The 15354-nt window shown below is 55.3% G+C and carries 13 protein-coding genes and 1 riboswitch; of the genes, 4 read left to right on the forward strand and 9 right to left on the reverse strand.

Going from position 1 to position 15354, the window contains the following annotated elements:
• Positions 1 to 77 precede the first annotated feature (77 nt).
• Positions 78 to 1403 carry an O-antigen ligase family protein gene (locus DFP90_RS07470; RefSeq protein ID WP_218044608.1) on the forward strand — a complete coding sequence of 442 codons (1326 nt, stop codon included), beginning with the start codon at positions 78 to 80 and terminating at the stop codon, positions 1401 to 1403.
• On the opposite strand, the gene DFP90_RS07475 is transcribed toward DFP90_RS07470, so the two are convergent.
• The 8 genes from DFP90_RS07475 to DFP90_RS07510 form a co-directional block, all read right to left on the reverse strand.
• The gene (locus DFP90_RS07475; protein WP_115935835.1) at positions 1371 to 1577 is read right to left on the reverse strand and encodes a hypothetical protein; all 207 of its coding nucleotides are present in this window, start codon (positions 1575 to 1577) and stop codon (positions 1371 to 1373) included. The genes DFP90_RS07470 and DFP90_RS07475 overlap by 33 nt on opposite strands.
• Before the next feature lie 93 nt (positions 1578 to 1670).
• Complete coding sequence (locus DFP90_RS07480; RefSeq protein WP_115935836.1) at positions 1671 to 1937, reverse strand: hypothetical protein; 267 nt, start codon at positions 1935 to 1937, stop codon at positions 1671 to 1673.
• Positions 1938 to 2095: 158 nt separating this feature from the next.
• Positions 2096 to 3058 (reverse strand): amino acid ABC transporter permease, encoded by a 963-nt coding sequence (locus DFP90_RS07485; protein ID WP_115935837.1) that lies wholly within the window; start codon positions 3056 to 3058, stop codon positions 2096 to 2098.
• Between the two features lie 22 nt (positions 3059 to 3080).
• Positions 3081 to 3911: a transporter substrate-binding domain-containing protein gene (locus DFP90_RS07490; RefSeq protein ID WP_115935838.1), complete on the reverse strand. Its 831-nt coding sequence runs from the start codon at positions 3909 to 3911 to the stop codon at positions 3081 to 3083.
• Positions 3912 to 4094: 183 nt separating this feature from the next.
• Entirely contained in the window at positions 4095 to 4748 is a 654-nt protein-coding gene (locus DFP90_RS07495) for a TetR family transcriptional regulator C-terminal domain-containing protein (protein ID WP_115935839.1), read from the reverse strand.
• Between the two features lie 140 nt (positions 4749 to 4888).
• On the reverse strand, positions 4889 to 5659 hold the full coding sequence (locus DFP90_RS07500) for an ABC transporter ATP-binding protein (protein ID WP_115935840.1): 771 nt from the start codon (positions 5657 to 5659) through the stop codon (positions 4889 to 4891).
• Complete coding sequence (locus tag DFP90_RS07505; RefSeq protein WP_115935841.1) at positions 5656 to 6699, reverse strand: FecCD family ABC transporter permease; 1044 nt, start codon at positions 6697 to 6699, stop codon at positions 5656 to 5658. Before DFP90_RS07505 ends, DFP90_RS07500 begins: the two co-directional genes overlap by 4 nt.
• 7 nt (positions 6700 to 6706) lie before the next feature.
• Positions 6707 to 7705 carry an ABC transporter substrate-binding protein gene (locus tag DFP90_RS07510; protein WP_245956995.1) on the reverse strand — a complete coding sequence of 333 codons (999 nt, stop codon included), beginning with the start codon at positions 7703 to 7705 and terminating at the stop codon, positions 6707 to 6709.
• A gap of 122 nt (positions 7706 to 7827) precedes the next feature.
• Positions 7828 to 8047, reverse strand: a riboswitch (cobalamin riboswitch).
• 161 nt (positions 8048 to 8208) lie between these two features.
• Between DFP90_RS07510 and DFP90_RS07515 the strand changes: the two genes are divergently transcribed.
• The 3 genes from DFP90_RS07515 (at position 8209) to DFP90_RS07525 (ending at position 14526) form a co-directional block, all read left to right on the forward strand.
• Entirely contained in the window at positions 8209 to 9102 is an 894-nt protein-coding gene (locus tag DFP90_RS07515; protein ID WP_115935842.1) for a flagellin N-terminal helical domain-containing protein, read from the forward strand.
• A 147-nt stretch (positions 9103 to 9249) separates the two neighbouring features.
• Positions 9250 to 11904 carry a PAS domain S-box protein gene (locus DFP90_RS07520; RefSeq protein ID WP_115935843.1) on the forward strand — a complete coding sequence of 885 codons (2655 nt, stop codon included), beginning with the start codon at positions 9250 to 9252 and terminating at the stop codon, positions 11902 to 11904.
• A 369-nt stretch (positions 11905 to 12273) separates the two neighbouring features.
• Complete coding sequence (locus tag DFP90_RS07525) at positions 12274 to 14526, forward strand: two-component system response regulator (RefSeq protein WP_115935844.1); 2253 nt, start codon at positions 12274 to 12276, stop codon at positions 14524 to 14526.
• Positions 14527 to 14561: 35 nt separating this feature from the next.
• On the opposite strand, the gene DFP90_RS07530 is transcribed toward DFP90_RS07525, so the two are convergent.
• Positions 14562 to 15341 (reverse strand): class I SAM-dependent methyltransferase, encoded by a 780-nt coding sequence (locus DFP90_RS07530; protein ID WP_115935845.1) that lies wholly within the window; start codon positions 15339 to 15341, stop codon positions 14562 to 14564.
• Between the last annotated feature and the right edge of the window lie 13 nt (positions 15342 to 15354).

A 15354-nucleotide genomic window follows, 5' to 3' on the forward strand; every position in this document is an offset into this window, starting at 1 on the left:
GTTCGGGGGCTCTGGCGGGTGGTGAGACCAGCGGAAACGGTGATCTTATTGAAAAGACGTGATTTAAAATGACGATCATGTCATTTTGGCGACATGTTCCAATCTGTCTCTGGGGTGAGATGATTCCGATCCTGCAATCCGGTCCGGCAAGAAAAGCGGCTATCGCGGGCCTGTCGGTCCTGCTGACGCTGTCTGCACCATTGTTCCTATGGGCGCCGGTCCAGGCATCCATCCTGTTCATGTTGATGGCGCTGCTCTCCCTGCCGTTGGCACGGCCAAACCGGCATGGCTGGATTGTCTTTGCGGGCATCCTGGCTGCGGTTGGGCTTTATCTCGGCTGGGCGGCTTTGGGGTGGATATGGGCTGATCAACCGCAATTGATCGGCGACAGGATCATGAAGTTCCTGATCGGCTTGCCGCTGGCCTTTTTGCTGTTTTGTCTTCCTGGCGGTGCCTTTGGCGGTGGGCGAAGCCTGCTGAGCCTGCTTGTGGCGGGCTATTTCGTTGCGGCCGCTTTTCTGCTGGCCGACCTCGCAACCGGACTGGGCATATCGGAATTCTACAGCCAATGGAAGGGCGAGGGGTATGTGTCGAATATGCTGAAGCCCGGCTCCTCGATCATATTAATCCTGTCCGTGATGCTGGGATTTGCCGCCTGGCATCAGCAGCGTCACCGCCTGGCGCTGCTGGTCGGGTTATGTGGGGTTGGTGTTTTGCTGCATCCCTCAATCATGCATGCGGCCAAACTGGCCCTGCCGGTTGCATTGGCGGGCGCCGTCCTGATCCGTCTGGCCCCTCGATCAGGTTTCTTGGCGCTCAGCCTGCTGGCTGGGTTGTTGCTGCTGGTCATGCCCTTTGTCCTGACGCCGCAAAATCTGGCGCCGCTGTTGGAGGCTGGCGTGCCGTTCCCGCCCTCCTTGCTGCATCGCCTGGCGATCTGGGATTTTGCCCGTGGCCTGGTGGACCAGGCTTTCTGGGCCGGGCATGGGTTGGGCAGCGCCCGTTTCTTTGGCGAAGGACAAGTCGCAACATTAGAATCTTTGCCGGAAATCTATCAGACCCATGGGGTATGGCGGGAGTATCTTGCGGGAATCAAACCTGCGATCATGCCCCTGCATCCCCATAATCTTGGTCTCCAAATCCTGCTGGAAACCGGCATGATTGGCGCGGTTCTGTTCTGTGGCCTGCTGGTCACGGTTTTTAAAAACATTGAAAAAAGGTTGGGGCCGGCTGGCATGCGGGCGGCTTTCCCAACCCTTCTTATGATTGTGGTCATGGGAAATTTCAGCTTTAGCATCTGGCAAAGCTGGTGGCTTGCCACCCAGTTCCTGCTGGGGGCATTCTTGTTTCTTCTTTTGGATCAGCGGACGTCAGAGAAGCCGGTGATCGAGAATGGTGGCTAACATATCCAGGGTTTCTTCAGCATCTTGGAGTTTGCCTTCATCCTCAAGCGTGCTGAGATCACCAAAAAGTTTTTCCTTGAAATCGCGGATCACCTCGTCCCGGACAAGATAGGCCTGGGCCGGTTGCGGCAGGGGTGTTTCCACGGAAGATTCGTATTTTGCAGTAGCAGCCATTGTTCCCCCAATACTGTCTGTCTCATCTTCCAGCCTCTTGCAATGGGCTGGAAAACCTCACAAATCCTTCTTTAACACATAGTAGGTTAAATATTAGTGAATACGCGTTTTACAGGTATTTCTCAGGCCCGTTGACTGTTGTAACGGTTTCAGCCTGTTTTCTAAGATGGCCTGTAATACATCGCCGGTATCCTCATGATCGTCGATCAGTCCAGATAGTTTCAGCGCATCCAGTTCACGATCCACAACCGCCCGGAATCGTTTGATAATCAGGTTGTTGCGGTCTCTGTTTTCGGAGGCGGTGCACAGAGCCCTCATGGATGGCATGAGGTCAACAGCCGGCTCGGTCTTGTTTGTCATTAATGATGCTCCTGCATTACTCCGGAGCCTCTCCCAATAACAATTATAACAAATTTTATGAAAATCTGAAATAATTTCAGAAAGCGGCTGGAAACGGGGTGGATATGAAGGGTTTTCGGTCTGCCCCGTTTCCAGGGGCTATTAGGTGTCTAAGCCGCTTAGCGAATGTCGCCCTTGCCGTAATGGGCCTCGATCTTGGACTGGACAATCTCCAGCACAATGGTCAGCAGCCAATAGATCAGGGCGGCTGTGATCAGCATCTCCAAATGCTTGAATTCTGCGCGGCCCGCCGTTTTGGCCCGGTAGGTCAGATCCCAGACCCCAACCACGGATACAAGTGAGCTGTCTTTGAGCATGGCGATGAACTGGTTGCCGGTCGGCGGCACAATCAGCTTCATGGCCTGCGGCAGCACAATTTTACGAAAGGTCAGGCCCTTATGCAGGCCAAGGGCCGCGGCTGCCTCGCGCTGGCCTTCCGGGACGCCCTGGATACCGGCGCGGAAAATCTCCGCCATATAGGCGCCATAACAAAGCGATAGTGCGATGATCCCGGCAGGAATGGGGTCAATGACAAACCCCATCTGCGGCAGCCCGATATAGACCAGGTAAAGCTGCATCAGGAGCGGCAGGCCCCGGAAAAAGGAAGTGTAGAAGGTGGCACATCCATAGGCAAAGCCATTATCGGAAAGCCGTGCCAAGGCTCCGGCCATGGCAATGGCGCTGGCGAGGATGATGGATATCACCGATATATAGATGGTGGTCCAGGCCCCGCCCAGCAGGAATGTGATCTTTTTCTCGATGAATTCATAGGAAAGATCGAAGGACCAGAAAAAGGCAAGAAACAAAACAAGCAGTTCCGCCCAGGTGATCCAGACCTGGAACAGATGCGGCATTCTGCTGATAGCATAGGCATTTGCGGTAAACAGGCCGCCCACCAGAATGCCGGTCAGCAACATGCCAACAGTCCCGGAGGCTGTCTCTGGCCCGGTCAGACCGGCGACCAGGCTTTCCAGGCCGGTGCCCCGGAAATCAATCACGACGAACAGGGCGGAGGCGATCAGAAAGACGAACAGCCACGTGGGGCGTGGCCGTTCGCCAGACAATGTATCAGTGATACTCATGCCGATATCCAGGCTTCACCGATTAATTGGTGCTGGTATAATCGACGCCATACCATTTTTCAGACAGCGTCTTCATGGTACCGTCCGATTTCATGGCGGCGACAATCTCTTTGATCTTGGCATCAAATTCCGGATCGCCCTTGTCGGTGGCAATGGCCAGCGGCTCATAAAAGACCGGTTTGCCAACAGTCTTGAACGGATAGCCGTTTTTCATGGCTTCCTGCAGGGTCGGCAGGGCAGAGAGCACCGCGTCCAGGCGTTTCCCGTCGCCCAGGCGCAGATCGTCAAAGGCATTCGTGTCGGTCTCATATGTGCGTTTTTCGCCGGCGGAGACCTGATAATCAAAGGCCGGTACGCCTTCGGCATCAATCACCAGATTTTTGTCCATATAGGCATCGTAGGTGCAGCCGCCGCAAACCCCGATGGTCTTGCCGTTCAGATCATCCAGCGAGCCTGCGCCGGAATCTTTATGCACGGCGAAAGAGGCAGGGGTATAATAATAAACCGCCGGGAAGCTCAGCACTTCGGCGCGTTCCTTGGTCGGCGTCATGGATCCGACCGACAGATCCCAGCGACCGTTCCAGTTACCGGCGGTGATCACTTCCCAGGCCGGCGTGATGATAGTCAGCTCAACGCCCATGCGCTTGGCGATTTCCTTGGCCACATCCACATCAAAGCCATCCATCTCATTTTCGTCATTGAGGAAGGATTGCGGCGGGTAGGCGGCGTCGGAAGACAGCACCAGCTGTTTATTCTTCATGACCCTGTCCAGGGTCTCACCGGCTTCCGCCAGATAGACGGGCGTCATGGCAATCATTGCACCCAGTGCAAGTTTAAGGCTCTTCTTGATCATTGTCTTGATAGCTCCCTGTTATTTGACCGGTATGGCCAGATCCGTTCTGTCCTCGTTTTTGTATTTGTACGAGCGTATAATAAAGCCGGTCGCGGATGCAAGAGGCAAGCAGGCTTATTTTTCCTTCAGGGAAAAGGAAAGTGGGAAAATAGATTTATATCAATGGTTTGATGGGGTGGGGGATCAGGCCTTGGCGTTGCGCATGCCGTCATGCACATCACGTCCCAGGAAACCGTCCAGCCAACTCCGGCAGATAGCGATGCCTTCCTGGGCTGAAAATCCGTCTGGATCCAGGCAAAGTTCCAGCCATAAACCGTCGAGCAGGGAGGACAGACTGATCGCAGCCAGGCGGATATTGGTCTTGATTTCCCGTTCCGCGGCTAACTCCTCAAGCACTTTGCCAATCAGGTCTCTGAATTCGCGGTTATAGACCCGGTGCAGGTTTGACAGGCGCTCATCACTGCGCTGCAAACTCCAGAAAGCGACCCAAACCCCCAGGATTTCATCGGAGACCCATTCTTCGGTCAGGATATGCAAGAACAGTTGTTCCAGCCGTGATTCAGGCGGCTGTGCCTGATCCAGCAGAAAACTCTCCACCCGTTCGTTCAGTTTTGATGTGAGATGCAGATAGGCCTGGGCCACCAGATCATCCTTGCCTTCAAAATAATGGCGCAGCAATCCCGGTGATACCCCCGCTTCCGCGCAAATCTCGCGCACCGATGTGGCGCGCGGACCCAGCCTGGCCAGGCATCGGATGGTGGCGTTGATCAAGGCTTCCCGTCGTTCATCGGCTTCGAGGCGGTGGAATTTCGGCTGGGTCTTCTCGGCCTCTGCCATGGGGACTCCATTGTCGGGAATAAATGAGACGAACAGGTGTTACTTATACGACTGTAAAACAAAACGGCATTGGTGGGAAGGGTTGTTGCCGGTCCGGGATCTCTGATAGCAAATGGAAAACTGCTTGGAAAGCGCGGTTTTTATGCGGCTCTGGCTTTGAAACGGATTGTGGGATTTTCTTTATCCGCCCCTGGCTCAATCTGGGCATCAACTTCAAAAACCTGCCGGATCAGGGCAGGGCTCAGCACCTTTTCTGCGGGGCCGGCGGCCAGGATTTTACCCTCGTGCAGGAGTGCGAGCCGGTCACAGTAGCGGATGGCATGATTGAGGTCATGCAAGACCATGACGGTGGTCAGCGGGAGCGCTTTGACTAGGCCCAAGATGCCGATCTGATGCTTGATGTCGAGATGGTTGGTGGGTTCATCCAGCAGCAGATAAGCCGGTTCCTGTGCCAGCGCGCGGGCGATATGGACCCGCTGGCGTTCACCGCCGGACAATGTGTGCCAGAAGCGGTCGGCCATATGGATCATCTCCACCCGATCCAGGGCCTTTGTTACCGCGTCATGGTCTGTGCCACACTGCCGGCCGAGGGCTTTGAGATAGGGCAGGCGGCCCAACTCCACCACCTGGCGGACCCGAATAAGGTCAGCAGTTTCTGCCTGCTGTTCCACAAGGGCGATCTGCTTAGCGATCTCTCGTCGGGGGAGCTTGGCCATATCCCTGCCATTCAGCCGAACCGAGCCTGAGCGGCTTGCACGCAATCCCGCCAGCAGGCGCAGCAAGGTCGATTTGCCCGATCCATTGGGGCCGATCAGGCCAAGGGTCTCGCCAGGCTGGACGGTAAGGCTGGAAGGGTGCAGCACGGGTTTCGCACCGGCGTTCCAACTGACATTGCGGGCGTCAATCATCATTGCGGCTTTCTGTAGCGGATCAGGATCAAAGCAAAGGCGGGCGCGCCGATCAGGGCGGTGACAACGCCGATGGGCAGCACCTGTCCCTCGAATAGAATTCTTGAAATGACATCACTCATGATCAGGAAAAGCGCACCGGTCAGTGCCGAGGTGGGCAGCAACAGAAGATGCCTGGTGCCGACAATCATGCGGGCAGCATGAGGAACCACCAGCCCGACAAAGCCGATCGAGCCGACCAGGCTCACCATGACCGCAGTCATGAAGGCCGCCATCCCGATCAGGATGAGTTGAACCCGGCGCACGGGAATGCCGAGCGACGCGGCGGAATCGCGTCCAAAGGAAAACCCGTCCAGGGCACGGGCGTGCCAGAGACAGGCTAACAGGCCGGCAACCGTGGCCGGCAGTGCCAGTTGAAAATCCGCCCAGCGCACACCGCTTAGATTGCCAAGCATCCAAAACATGATCCCGCGCGCCTGATCCGCATTGGCGGATTTAGTCACAATCAGCGAGGTCAGGGCATTGAACAGCTGTGATCCGGCGATGCCGGCCAGGATGATCTGGGCCGGGCCGCTGCCCGCCCGTCCGGCCAGCAGCGCGATTAGGATAAAGGCCAGTGCAGCCCCGGCAAAGGCCCCCAGCGACAATGAAACCATGCCGCCGCCAATGCCGAGGATGGCCACGGCCACCGCCCCGGTGGAAGCCCCAGCGGATATGCCCAGCAGATAGGGGTCGGCCAGGGCGTTGCGCAGCAGGGTCTGCAAAATAACTCCGGAAACCGCCAGAGCGGCACCGACACAGGCGGCCACTGCCGCCCGGCTCAGCCGGTAATTCCAGATGATACCCGCATCAATAGGATCCAGGGGATAGTCCAGCCCAAAGAGCCGGTTGCCAATGGTTTTGAAAATAGTGGCAAGCGGAATGGCGGTCTCGCCAACCGCGGCACCGATGGCAAACGCCATCAACAGGGCAAGGCAGGCAAGCGGCAGCAAGCCCCAGATTAGACGTCTGGCAGGAAACCGGGTTGTCGAGATCGCCATCATAGCCGGGTCAGCCGGTCAGACCAAAGGACCGCAGCTTTTCCGCTAAGGTCTCAATGGCCCCGATCGTGCGGATGGTCGGGTCCATTGCATGGGCATCCATGATGATAATGCGATCATGCTTCACGGCATCCATCTGGCTGGTCACCGGATCGGATTTCAGGAATTCCAGTTTCTTTCGATAGTCATCCGCCGGGAACCTGCGGCGCTCCATCCGGGCGATCACGATCACGCTCGGGTTGGCACGGGCGATGCTCTCCCAGCCGACCGTCGGCCATTCTTCATCGGTATCCACCACATTGCGGATGTTCAGACGGTCCATGATATAGGCGGGCGCGCCCTTGCCGCCGGCAACGTAGGGATCGGCATCAATCTTCGCCGGGCTGGAGAACCAGAATACGGCGGAAAGACCGCGGAGATTGAGCGTCTCCACCTTGGCGAGGGCGGCGGCCTCACGCTGTTGGAGGTCGGCAACCAGACGCTCGCCTTTTTCCTCTATGCCGAAAATTTGAGCCAGTTCTTGAATGCCCTGATGGATAAGTCCGGTATGGAAAGCGGCATTTCGGGTGCCGTCGCCGCCGGTTGCATTATCCTTGCCGACGCAATCCGTGGGCAGGATATAGGTCTGGATGCCAAGCTCATGGAACTGGGGTCTGGTGCCGACCGTGCCTTTGGGGCCGACATACCATTCATATTGCGAGGCCACCAACTGTGGCCGCTTGGCAACCACAGCCTCAAAACTGGGGTCATTGTCAGCCATGCGTTCAACCCGATCATTAACCGCCTTGAATTCCGGCAGGATGTCGGTGAACCAGACGCTTGTGCCGGCAACCTTGTCACCGAGATCGAGCGCATAGAGGATTTCGGTTGCGGCCTGGCCGATGGAAACGACCTTTTCCGGTGCGGCGTCAAAATGAATGTCGCGGCCACAGTTGTTGAGAGATACCGTCTCGGCAGCCACTGGCAGTGAGGCGAGGCTGGCGGCAAAGGCCAGCAGGATTTTTCGCATGATCATGTCCTTAACTTGCAGGAATTCTGTCCGGCAAGGCGGATGGAACCGATCACGGCGCTGATGGAAAAATATGCGTTCGTAAAGTGCCATTCTGCCCTCCCGGAACACCCCGTCCGGTTGAAGTTATAAATGTAATGGCAGGTCTCCTGGCTCACGGGTCTGATGCTTCCTACCCTCCTTCCCAGCCAATTTCCGGCCAGTGGATTGCGGGCAGGCGCTCGCCGTTCACAGTTGCGGGGGCAGCCATGGTTTTGGTCCCTGATGGGTACGCCTCACCATGTTCCCTTTTCATCCGCCTTCGCCGTCTGGCCCGGCGGAACCATCGGCAGGGTAGATAGCATGTGGTTCATTCCGGCTCAATCGCAATTTGGCTGATCCGGAAGAGAGCGGGCAATGCTTGGGCATTTTCCCTTGATGTGCTAACATATGCAGTTGAGAGAGAAGTAACGTCTCGGGGACGGCCAGAAAGGGTGTTCCCGGTTCCAGAACGGAGAGAGACGATGAGTGATATTTCCAAGTCCGCGGGGATCAACGCATCCCTGCAGGCAGTCAATCGAATCACCAAAATTGCCGGCAAGGCGCAGGAGGCACTGTCCTCCGGGCGCAAGGTGAATAAAATCACCGACGATCCGCGTGCCTTTCAGATCGCAAAGGCGCTGACTGACCGGGCCCTGGATTTGGGGCAGAAGAAACAGTCGGTGGATCAAGGGATCAGCGCGCTGAATGTTGCCAATATCGGTGTTGAAGCCATTGATAGTTTCACCAAACAGCTAAAAGGTTTGGCTGAGGCCGCCCGATCCGCTAGCCCAGACGAGCAGCGTGCCCTGACCGAACAGTTCAACGAGATTGGCAAACAGATTGCCAACCTGGCGGAAGATGCTTCCTATAACGGGGTTAATCTGCTGGCCGGTAACAACCGGCTCGATATCTCCTTTGACAACCGCACCGCCTCGCAACTGCAGGTCAACGGGCTAAATCTGGATGGCACGGCGGTGGATACCCAAAATGGCTTATTTTCGGTAGCGGCCTTTCAATCGGACGGCAGTTTCAATGCGTCCGCTTTCGGGTTGACCGGCGGCAGTTTCACAGCGGCGGCGTCGGATCCGAATGCGATCAATAATGTTGTTGCCGCTCTGGATCAGGGCATCAGCCGGTTGCGGGGGCAGGCGGCGACATTGGGATCCAATGTGGCTTTGCTTCAAGAACGGCTGAACTTCACGGAAGAGCAGGTCAATAACCTGACAACTGGTGCCGATAAGCTGACCCTGGCGGATTTGAATGAGGAAGCGGCTAACACGGTTGCGGCCCAGACGGGGCAGGCCCTGGGCATCAATTCTATTTCCATTGCCGGTCAGCAATCGCGTGCGATCCTGCAGATCCTGGGCAACGGCTGATCCAGTTAGCGGGAACCGGTCCGATCGACCCTGATCGTGGACTAAGGGAGTTGCAAGGCCGGAGGATCCGGCATTAACATGTTGGGAAGGGGGCTAATCTCCGGATGCCGGGTATAATCGCCCGCAGCCTGCAGTTTCGAGGAGTTCATGACGGCCGAGGATGACCTGCGGAAATCCCTGCTGAGGAAAACCAAGGCGGAATTGGTTGAGGAACTGCTTGATCTCCGGCAGGGGCGGGCCTTGTCGGCTGCATCTCAGTTGCCTTCCGATCAGAGTTGTGCCCCTTTTCCAATAAATATTGATGAAAGCAGCATCACTAATCTTGCGGCGGACGTGAATTCCCATGAATTCCTGAAGCTGGTGGTGGAAAGCACGCCGCAATATATCTATTGGAAAGATGTCGAAGGCCGCTATCTTGGCTGCAATCTCAATTTTGCCCGGGCGGCGGGTGTCGGTACACCGGATCAAATCATCGGTCTGAAGGATGCGGATCTCGCCTGGGGGGCAGGGGATGCAGAGCTTTATGTCGAGACGGATCTCAAGGTCATCCGGGAAAACAGGCCCTCGCTTCACAAAGTCCGCCCATTTCGCGGCTCGGATGGCAGCACCCGGATTATCGATTCCAGCAAGGCTCCCTTGCGCGATAAATCCGGCAACGTCATCGGCATTATCGGATTTTTTGACGATGTAACGGCGCTGAAGCGGAATGAAGAAGAGCTGATCCGCCATCGGGATCGTCTTGAACAGCTGGTTGAAGAGCGCACCGAGGCGATTAAGCAAGAGATTGAGGCCCGGCATGCTACCGAAAAGGCCTTGCGCGACAGCGAGAACCGCCTTCAAGCAGCGCTTGGCAGCATGTCCGGCGGTTTTATGGTTGTGGATCAGGAACTGACGCTGATTGCCTATAACCGGCGTTTCCGGGAATTGTATCAGCTGCCCGATGAAATGGTGAGGACAGGGATCAATCTGACAGAGATATTCCAGTTCCGTGCGGACCGTGGGGACTACGGGCCGGGGCTGACAAAGGATCTTGTGAGACGCCGGGCACGTTCCTATCGGGAAGATGGTTTGATGGTCTATGAAGACCGGGTGCCGGGCGGTGTGCTGGAGGTTTATCGCTCTCCGACCGAAGATGGCGGGGTTGTCGCGGTTTTTAACGATATCACCACCCGAAAGAAAGCCGAGCAAAAGTTGCAGGAAAGGGAGGCCTTCCTGCAGTCGATCCTGGCGACCAGCCAGCAGGGATATTGGCAGATCGATAAGAATAAGCGCACGGTGGATGTGAACGAATCGCTGTGCCTGATGTTTGGGCGGGATCGTGAAGATATCATGGGCAAGACGCCGATGGATTTCATCGCGCCCGGCCAGGAAGAAGAGTTGGTGGCGCGGATTAATATGCGTGAAACCCAGTCACGGCGCACCTTTCCCATGGACTATCTGAAGAAAGACGGCAGCTTGTTGCGCACCGTTGTGCATGCAACGGCCCTTTATGCTCCCGATGGCACCGTGACCGGCTCTTTTGCGTTTCTTTCCGACGTGACCGAGCTTCATGATCAGCAGCAATTGCTGCAGGCAAATGAACGGCGGCTGATCCGGATCTTGAATGCCAGCCCTATCGCGGTGGGCATTTCCTCTGTTGCTAGCGGCAAGATCCTTTTTGCCAACCAGCGTAGTGCCGACATGTTCGGTTATCCTGACGTGGAAAGCCTGCTGGGCCAGACCACCCTGGATCACTGGGTCGAAATAGAGCAACGCGAGGTTTTCCGTGAAATAATGCGGACCGAAGGACGGGTGGCATCGCGTGAAATGCGGATGCGGGATCTGACGGGGCGGGAATACTGGGTGTTGACCTCATGGGATCCGATCCATCATGAAGGCCAGGATTGCATCCTGTTTTGGGCCTATGATGTGACCGAGATCAAGGATGCCCAGGTCAACTTGGAGAAATTGAACCAGGATTTGCATTTGGAGGCTGAAGAACGCCGCCAGGCCCAACTGGCGTTGCAGGATACCCTGGCGCATCTGGAGGAGCGCGTGCGCGAGCGTACAGTAGAGTTGGAACAGGAAATAAAACGGGCGGATTATGCCAACCGGACCAAGACCGAATTCCTGAATAACATGAGCCACGAATTGCGCACGCCGCTGAATGCGGTCATCGGTTTTTCGGATATGATGATGAACGAGTTTTTGGGGCCCATCGGCAATGAGGCCTACCGGGGCTATGCGCGCGATATTCATGATTCCGGCAATTACCTCCTCTCGATCATTAATGATATTCTCGATGTTTCACGGATTGAATCCGGCACGATGGAATTGGAAGAAACCGAATTCGAAATTTCGGACATGATTCAAAGCTGCGTGGAGATGATCCGGGTGCGTGCTTCCGAGCGGCATCTGAAACTGAAAACGGAAATCGAGCCGCAAATGCCGTGGCTGCGTGCCGATAACCGCCGGCTGAAACAGATTTTGCTGAACCTGTTATCCAATGCGATCAAGTTCACACCGCAAGGCGGGGTGATCACTATTCGTGCCTATCTGGGGGCGGGTGGATGTCCCTGTTTGGAAGTCCAGGATACGGGCATTGGGATTGATCCGGACAATATTGGCACGGTGCTGGAGCCCTTTGGCAAGGTTGAAACCGCGATGGTCCGGCAGCATGAAGGGATTGGCCTGGGCCTCCCCATTGTCAAGGCGATGGTCGAACAGCATGGCGGCCGTTTGGAAATCTTGAGTCAACTGGGCGAGGGGGTGACCGTCCGGGTGACCTTGCCGCGCGAACGGGCCCTGTCAAAAGCGGGGTGATCATAGGTCGAGATGCGCCTGCCGCTGGCGAAGGACGGGGTGATTTGTCGCTCTTTGCTTCGGTGATATCGAAACCAAGACGGAAAACAATCGGAAAATACACGTCGTTTTTATCTGTCCGTTGCGTCAAATGACGGTCTTTTCAGGGAAAAATTGGTGTGAAAACAATCTAATGAATGCTATAGACTCAGAAAGGGTTAAGCATTGGGATGTTATATTTTTTTTAACGAATGAGGGCTAACACTATTTGATATGGAATGATTGCCAGAGGGGTGCGGTTTTCCATAGGCTCATTGGTTCTGGCGGGGACGGAGAAACAGCCGGGCCGTCAGTGTCAGAATGATAATATAATAAGAAGAGTTAGTGCACATGTCAGGAGGCCAAGCCATTAGGACGGACGACGACGACTTCTTGATCGACGATGAGTTTTTCGCCGATGAAGATGAGGCGGATGTGCATCATTGGCGCCTGTTGGTCGTTGACGATGACGAGGCTATTCACACAAGCACCCGTTTTGTTCTGTCTGATTTCGAATATCGCGGCAATTCCATCGAATTGCTGCATGCCTATTCTGCGGATGAGGCTAAGGATCATCTGCGTAACAATGACGATATCGCGGTCATTCTGCTTGATGTTGTCATGGAAACCGATGATGCTGGCCTGCGTCTGATCGAATTTGTCCGCAATGAAATGGATAATAAGGATGTGCGGATTATCTTGCGCACCGGCCAGCCCGGTGTCGCCCCGGAATGGGAAGTGATCACCCGCTATGACATCAATGATTATAAGACCAAGACCGAACTAACGCAGGAAAAGTTGTTCACCACGGTGACCACGGCGCTCCGGTCCTTCGAACAGCTGTTCGAGATTAACAATAACCGCCGCGGCCTGGAAAAAATCATGACCTGTGCCGGCGAGTTGATGCAGCATCGGGATGCGGAGGGGTTCATATCCCGACTGGGCGATCATTTGATTTCCTTCTTGCCATCCAACCAGCAGGCCCTGATTGTCGCTCGGGATGAAAATGACCAGGCGATTATTTTGTGCGGCCGGGGGGATCTTGGGAATTGCGCCGGTGCGCTGGCGGATCAGTCTTTGCCGCCGGCAGTCCATGAAATGGTCGGTAAGGCGCTGGAGGAAGGGATCCCTGTCTTTGACAATGCCCATGCCTGTTTTCATCTCAAAACCCAGGGCAAACGATATCTGGTGATTTATGTCGGGCTGGAACGGCCGCTTGATGGCACCGAGCGCCAGCTCTTGGACGTTTTTTGCGCAAATGCTGTGATTGGCCTTGATAATGTGGATCTCTTCCAGCATGTCCGGAAGCTTGCCTTCCAGGATCAACTGACCAAGCTTGGTAACCGTTCGCTTTTCCTGGAACGGCTGCGGACCCTGATCAATGATATGGATGAGGGTGATGAATATCTGGTGATTGATGCGGACCTTGATCATTTCGATGATATCAATGACCTGATCGGCCAGGAAAATGGCGATATTGTTCTCAAGGATTTTGCCAATCATTGCCTCGGAGTTGCCGCTTCCCCAGTGGTTGTCTGCCGTATTTCCGGCGATGAGTTTGGCTATATCTTCAAGACCGGTGGTGAAAATGCGATTGACCTGGATGTAGCGTCTTTCCAGAAATCCCTTTACATGGTCTCGGAGGTGGAGGCTTACGCGATCCCGCTGCATGTGACTTTGGGCATCACCCGCCTGAATGCGGGAAATGCCTCAAGGGCGACGGCTGAGAGCATCATGCGCAATGCCTGGCTGGCCTTGCGACGTGCCAAGGACATGGGCCGTGATACCTTCTGTTATTATGAAGCAGAGATGGATGAAGAAGTGCAGGCCCGGGCCGAATTGGTGACGGATCTGCGCAAGGCAATCGACAAAGGCGAACTGTTTGTTCATTACCAGCCGCAATTCTGCCTGGAAAATGATAAAGTATCCGGTATGGAAGGCCTGATGCGCTGGCGCAAACAGGATGGCACGGTCATTCCGCCTTATAAATTCATCCCGGAGATGGAGCGGTCTGGCCTGATCGTAGCAGCAGGAGAATGGATTCTGCGGGAATGCTGCTGCCAGATGATGCGCTGGATGGAAGATGGCTGGGATGGGGTTCCTGTTTCGGTCAATGTATCCATGCATCAGATCTTTGCCGGTGATTTCCCGGAAACAGTTTCCCAGATCCTGGAGGAAACCGGGCTCCCGGCCGGTATGCTTAAGCTGGAATTGACGGAAAGCGTCATCATGGTTGATGTGCAGGAGGCAATTGCCATCTTTTCCCAGTTAAAACAAATTGGAGTCGAGTTGGCGATTGATGATTTCGGCACGGGTTATTCCTCGCTCTCCTACATGCAGCAATTGGATGTGGATGTGCTCAAAATCGATCAGTCCTTCATTAAACATGTGACCGAACGGCGTGGCGATGCGGTGATCGCAGAAACGATCATCACGCTGGCCCATAATTTTGGCATGAAGGTGATTGCCGAAGGGGTGGAAACGGCGGATCATGTCAACATCCTCAAAACGCTCGGATGTGATCAGGTGCAGGGATATTATTATTCCAAACCGCTGGAGGCGGATGAGCTTATTGCCTTTGTGCGCGCGCGTGCCGACGCCTGAGAAACCGTTGCCTGTTTGCGCTTGGTTTCTGTGTTTTAGCGGGCAGTAAAGATGCCCCAGGGCGTCGGGCCAGAGCGGCCGTCCCAAGCGGCAATCACCTGGTCTATGGAGGCCAGTTCCTTGAAAAGGGGCGGATATTCAATGGTCATCCGGTCGTTTTCCGCAATTATAATGTCGTGGGTTTTTTCAAAGCGCCGTGTTAACTCAGCAGAAATACTGTCATCGATGCAATCGTGAAGTTCGACCAGTATGTCCATCCCGGTGAGCGCTGGATAGCGTTGTGGGTCGAGTATGGTTTTTTCGGCACCCTCTATATCGCAGATGATCAAGCTTCGACCGTCCTGGAAGGCTTCCAGCTCCGACCCTTCCGCGGCGCCTCGGAAATCAAATCGATCTTCAACATTGTTTAATGCGGCCATTTCGCGGCACATCTGGCGGATATTGTCGTCGATCTCATAGATCACAACATCCGCTTCCGGAATCCTCAGGGCCATGCCGACGGCGTAATAGCCGAAAGAGCTGCCGAGATTGATGATGTGGTCATATGGGCGGCTTGCCAATTCTTCCAGATGGGGCAGCAGGGGTGTTTCGTAAAAGCCCATCAGGTGGAACGTGGATGGATTTTCCAGAGTCAGTTTCATACCTTTGAAGGGGCCGCCCTGCACCACACGGCCATAGCGACGGATCATTTCCTGTCCCAGCATGGATTGGCGGACGCCGGCCAGCAATTGCAGCCAAGTCATGATTTTTTCCTCGATCCCGATATCGGCTTTGCCGATGTCAGCCATGTGGTCGATGAAGCGGCTTGCGTCCATTTTTCTTCCATTT

Source organism: Aestuariispira insulae (assembly GCF_003385955.1).
In the GTDB taxonomy this organism is placed as follows: Bacteria; Pseudomonadota; Alphaproteobacteria; order UBA8366; family Aestuariispiraceae; genus Aestuariispira; species Aestuariispira insulae.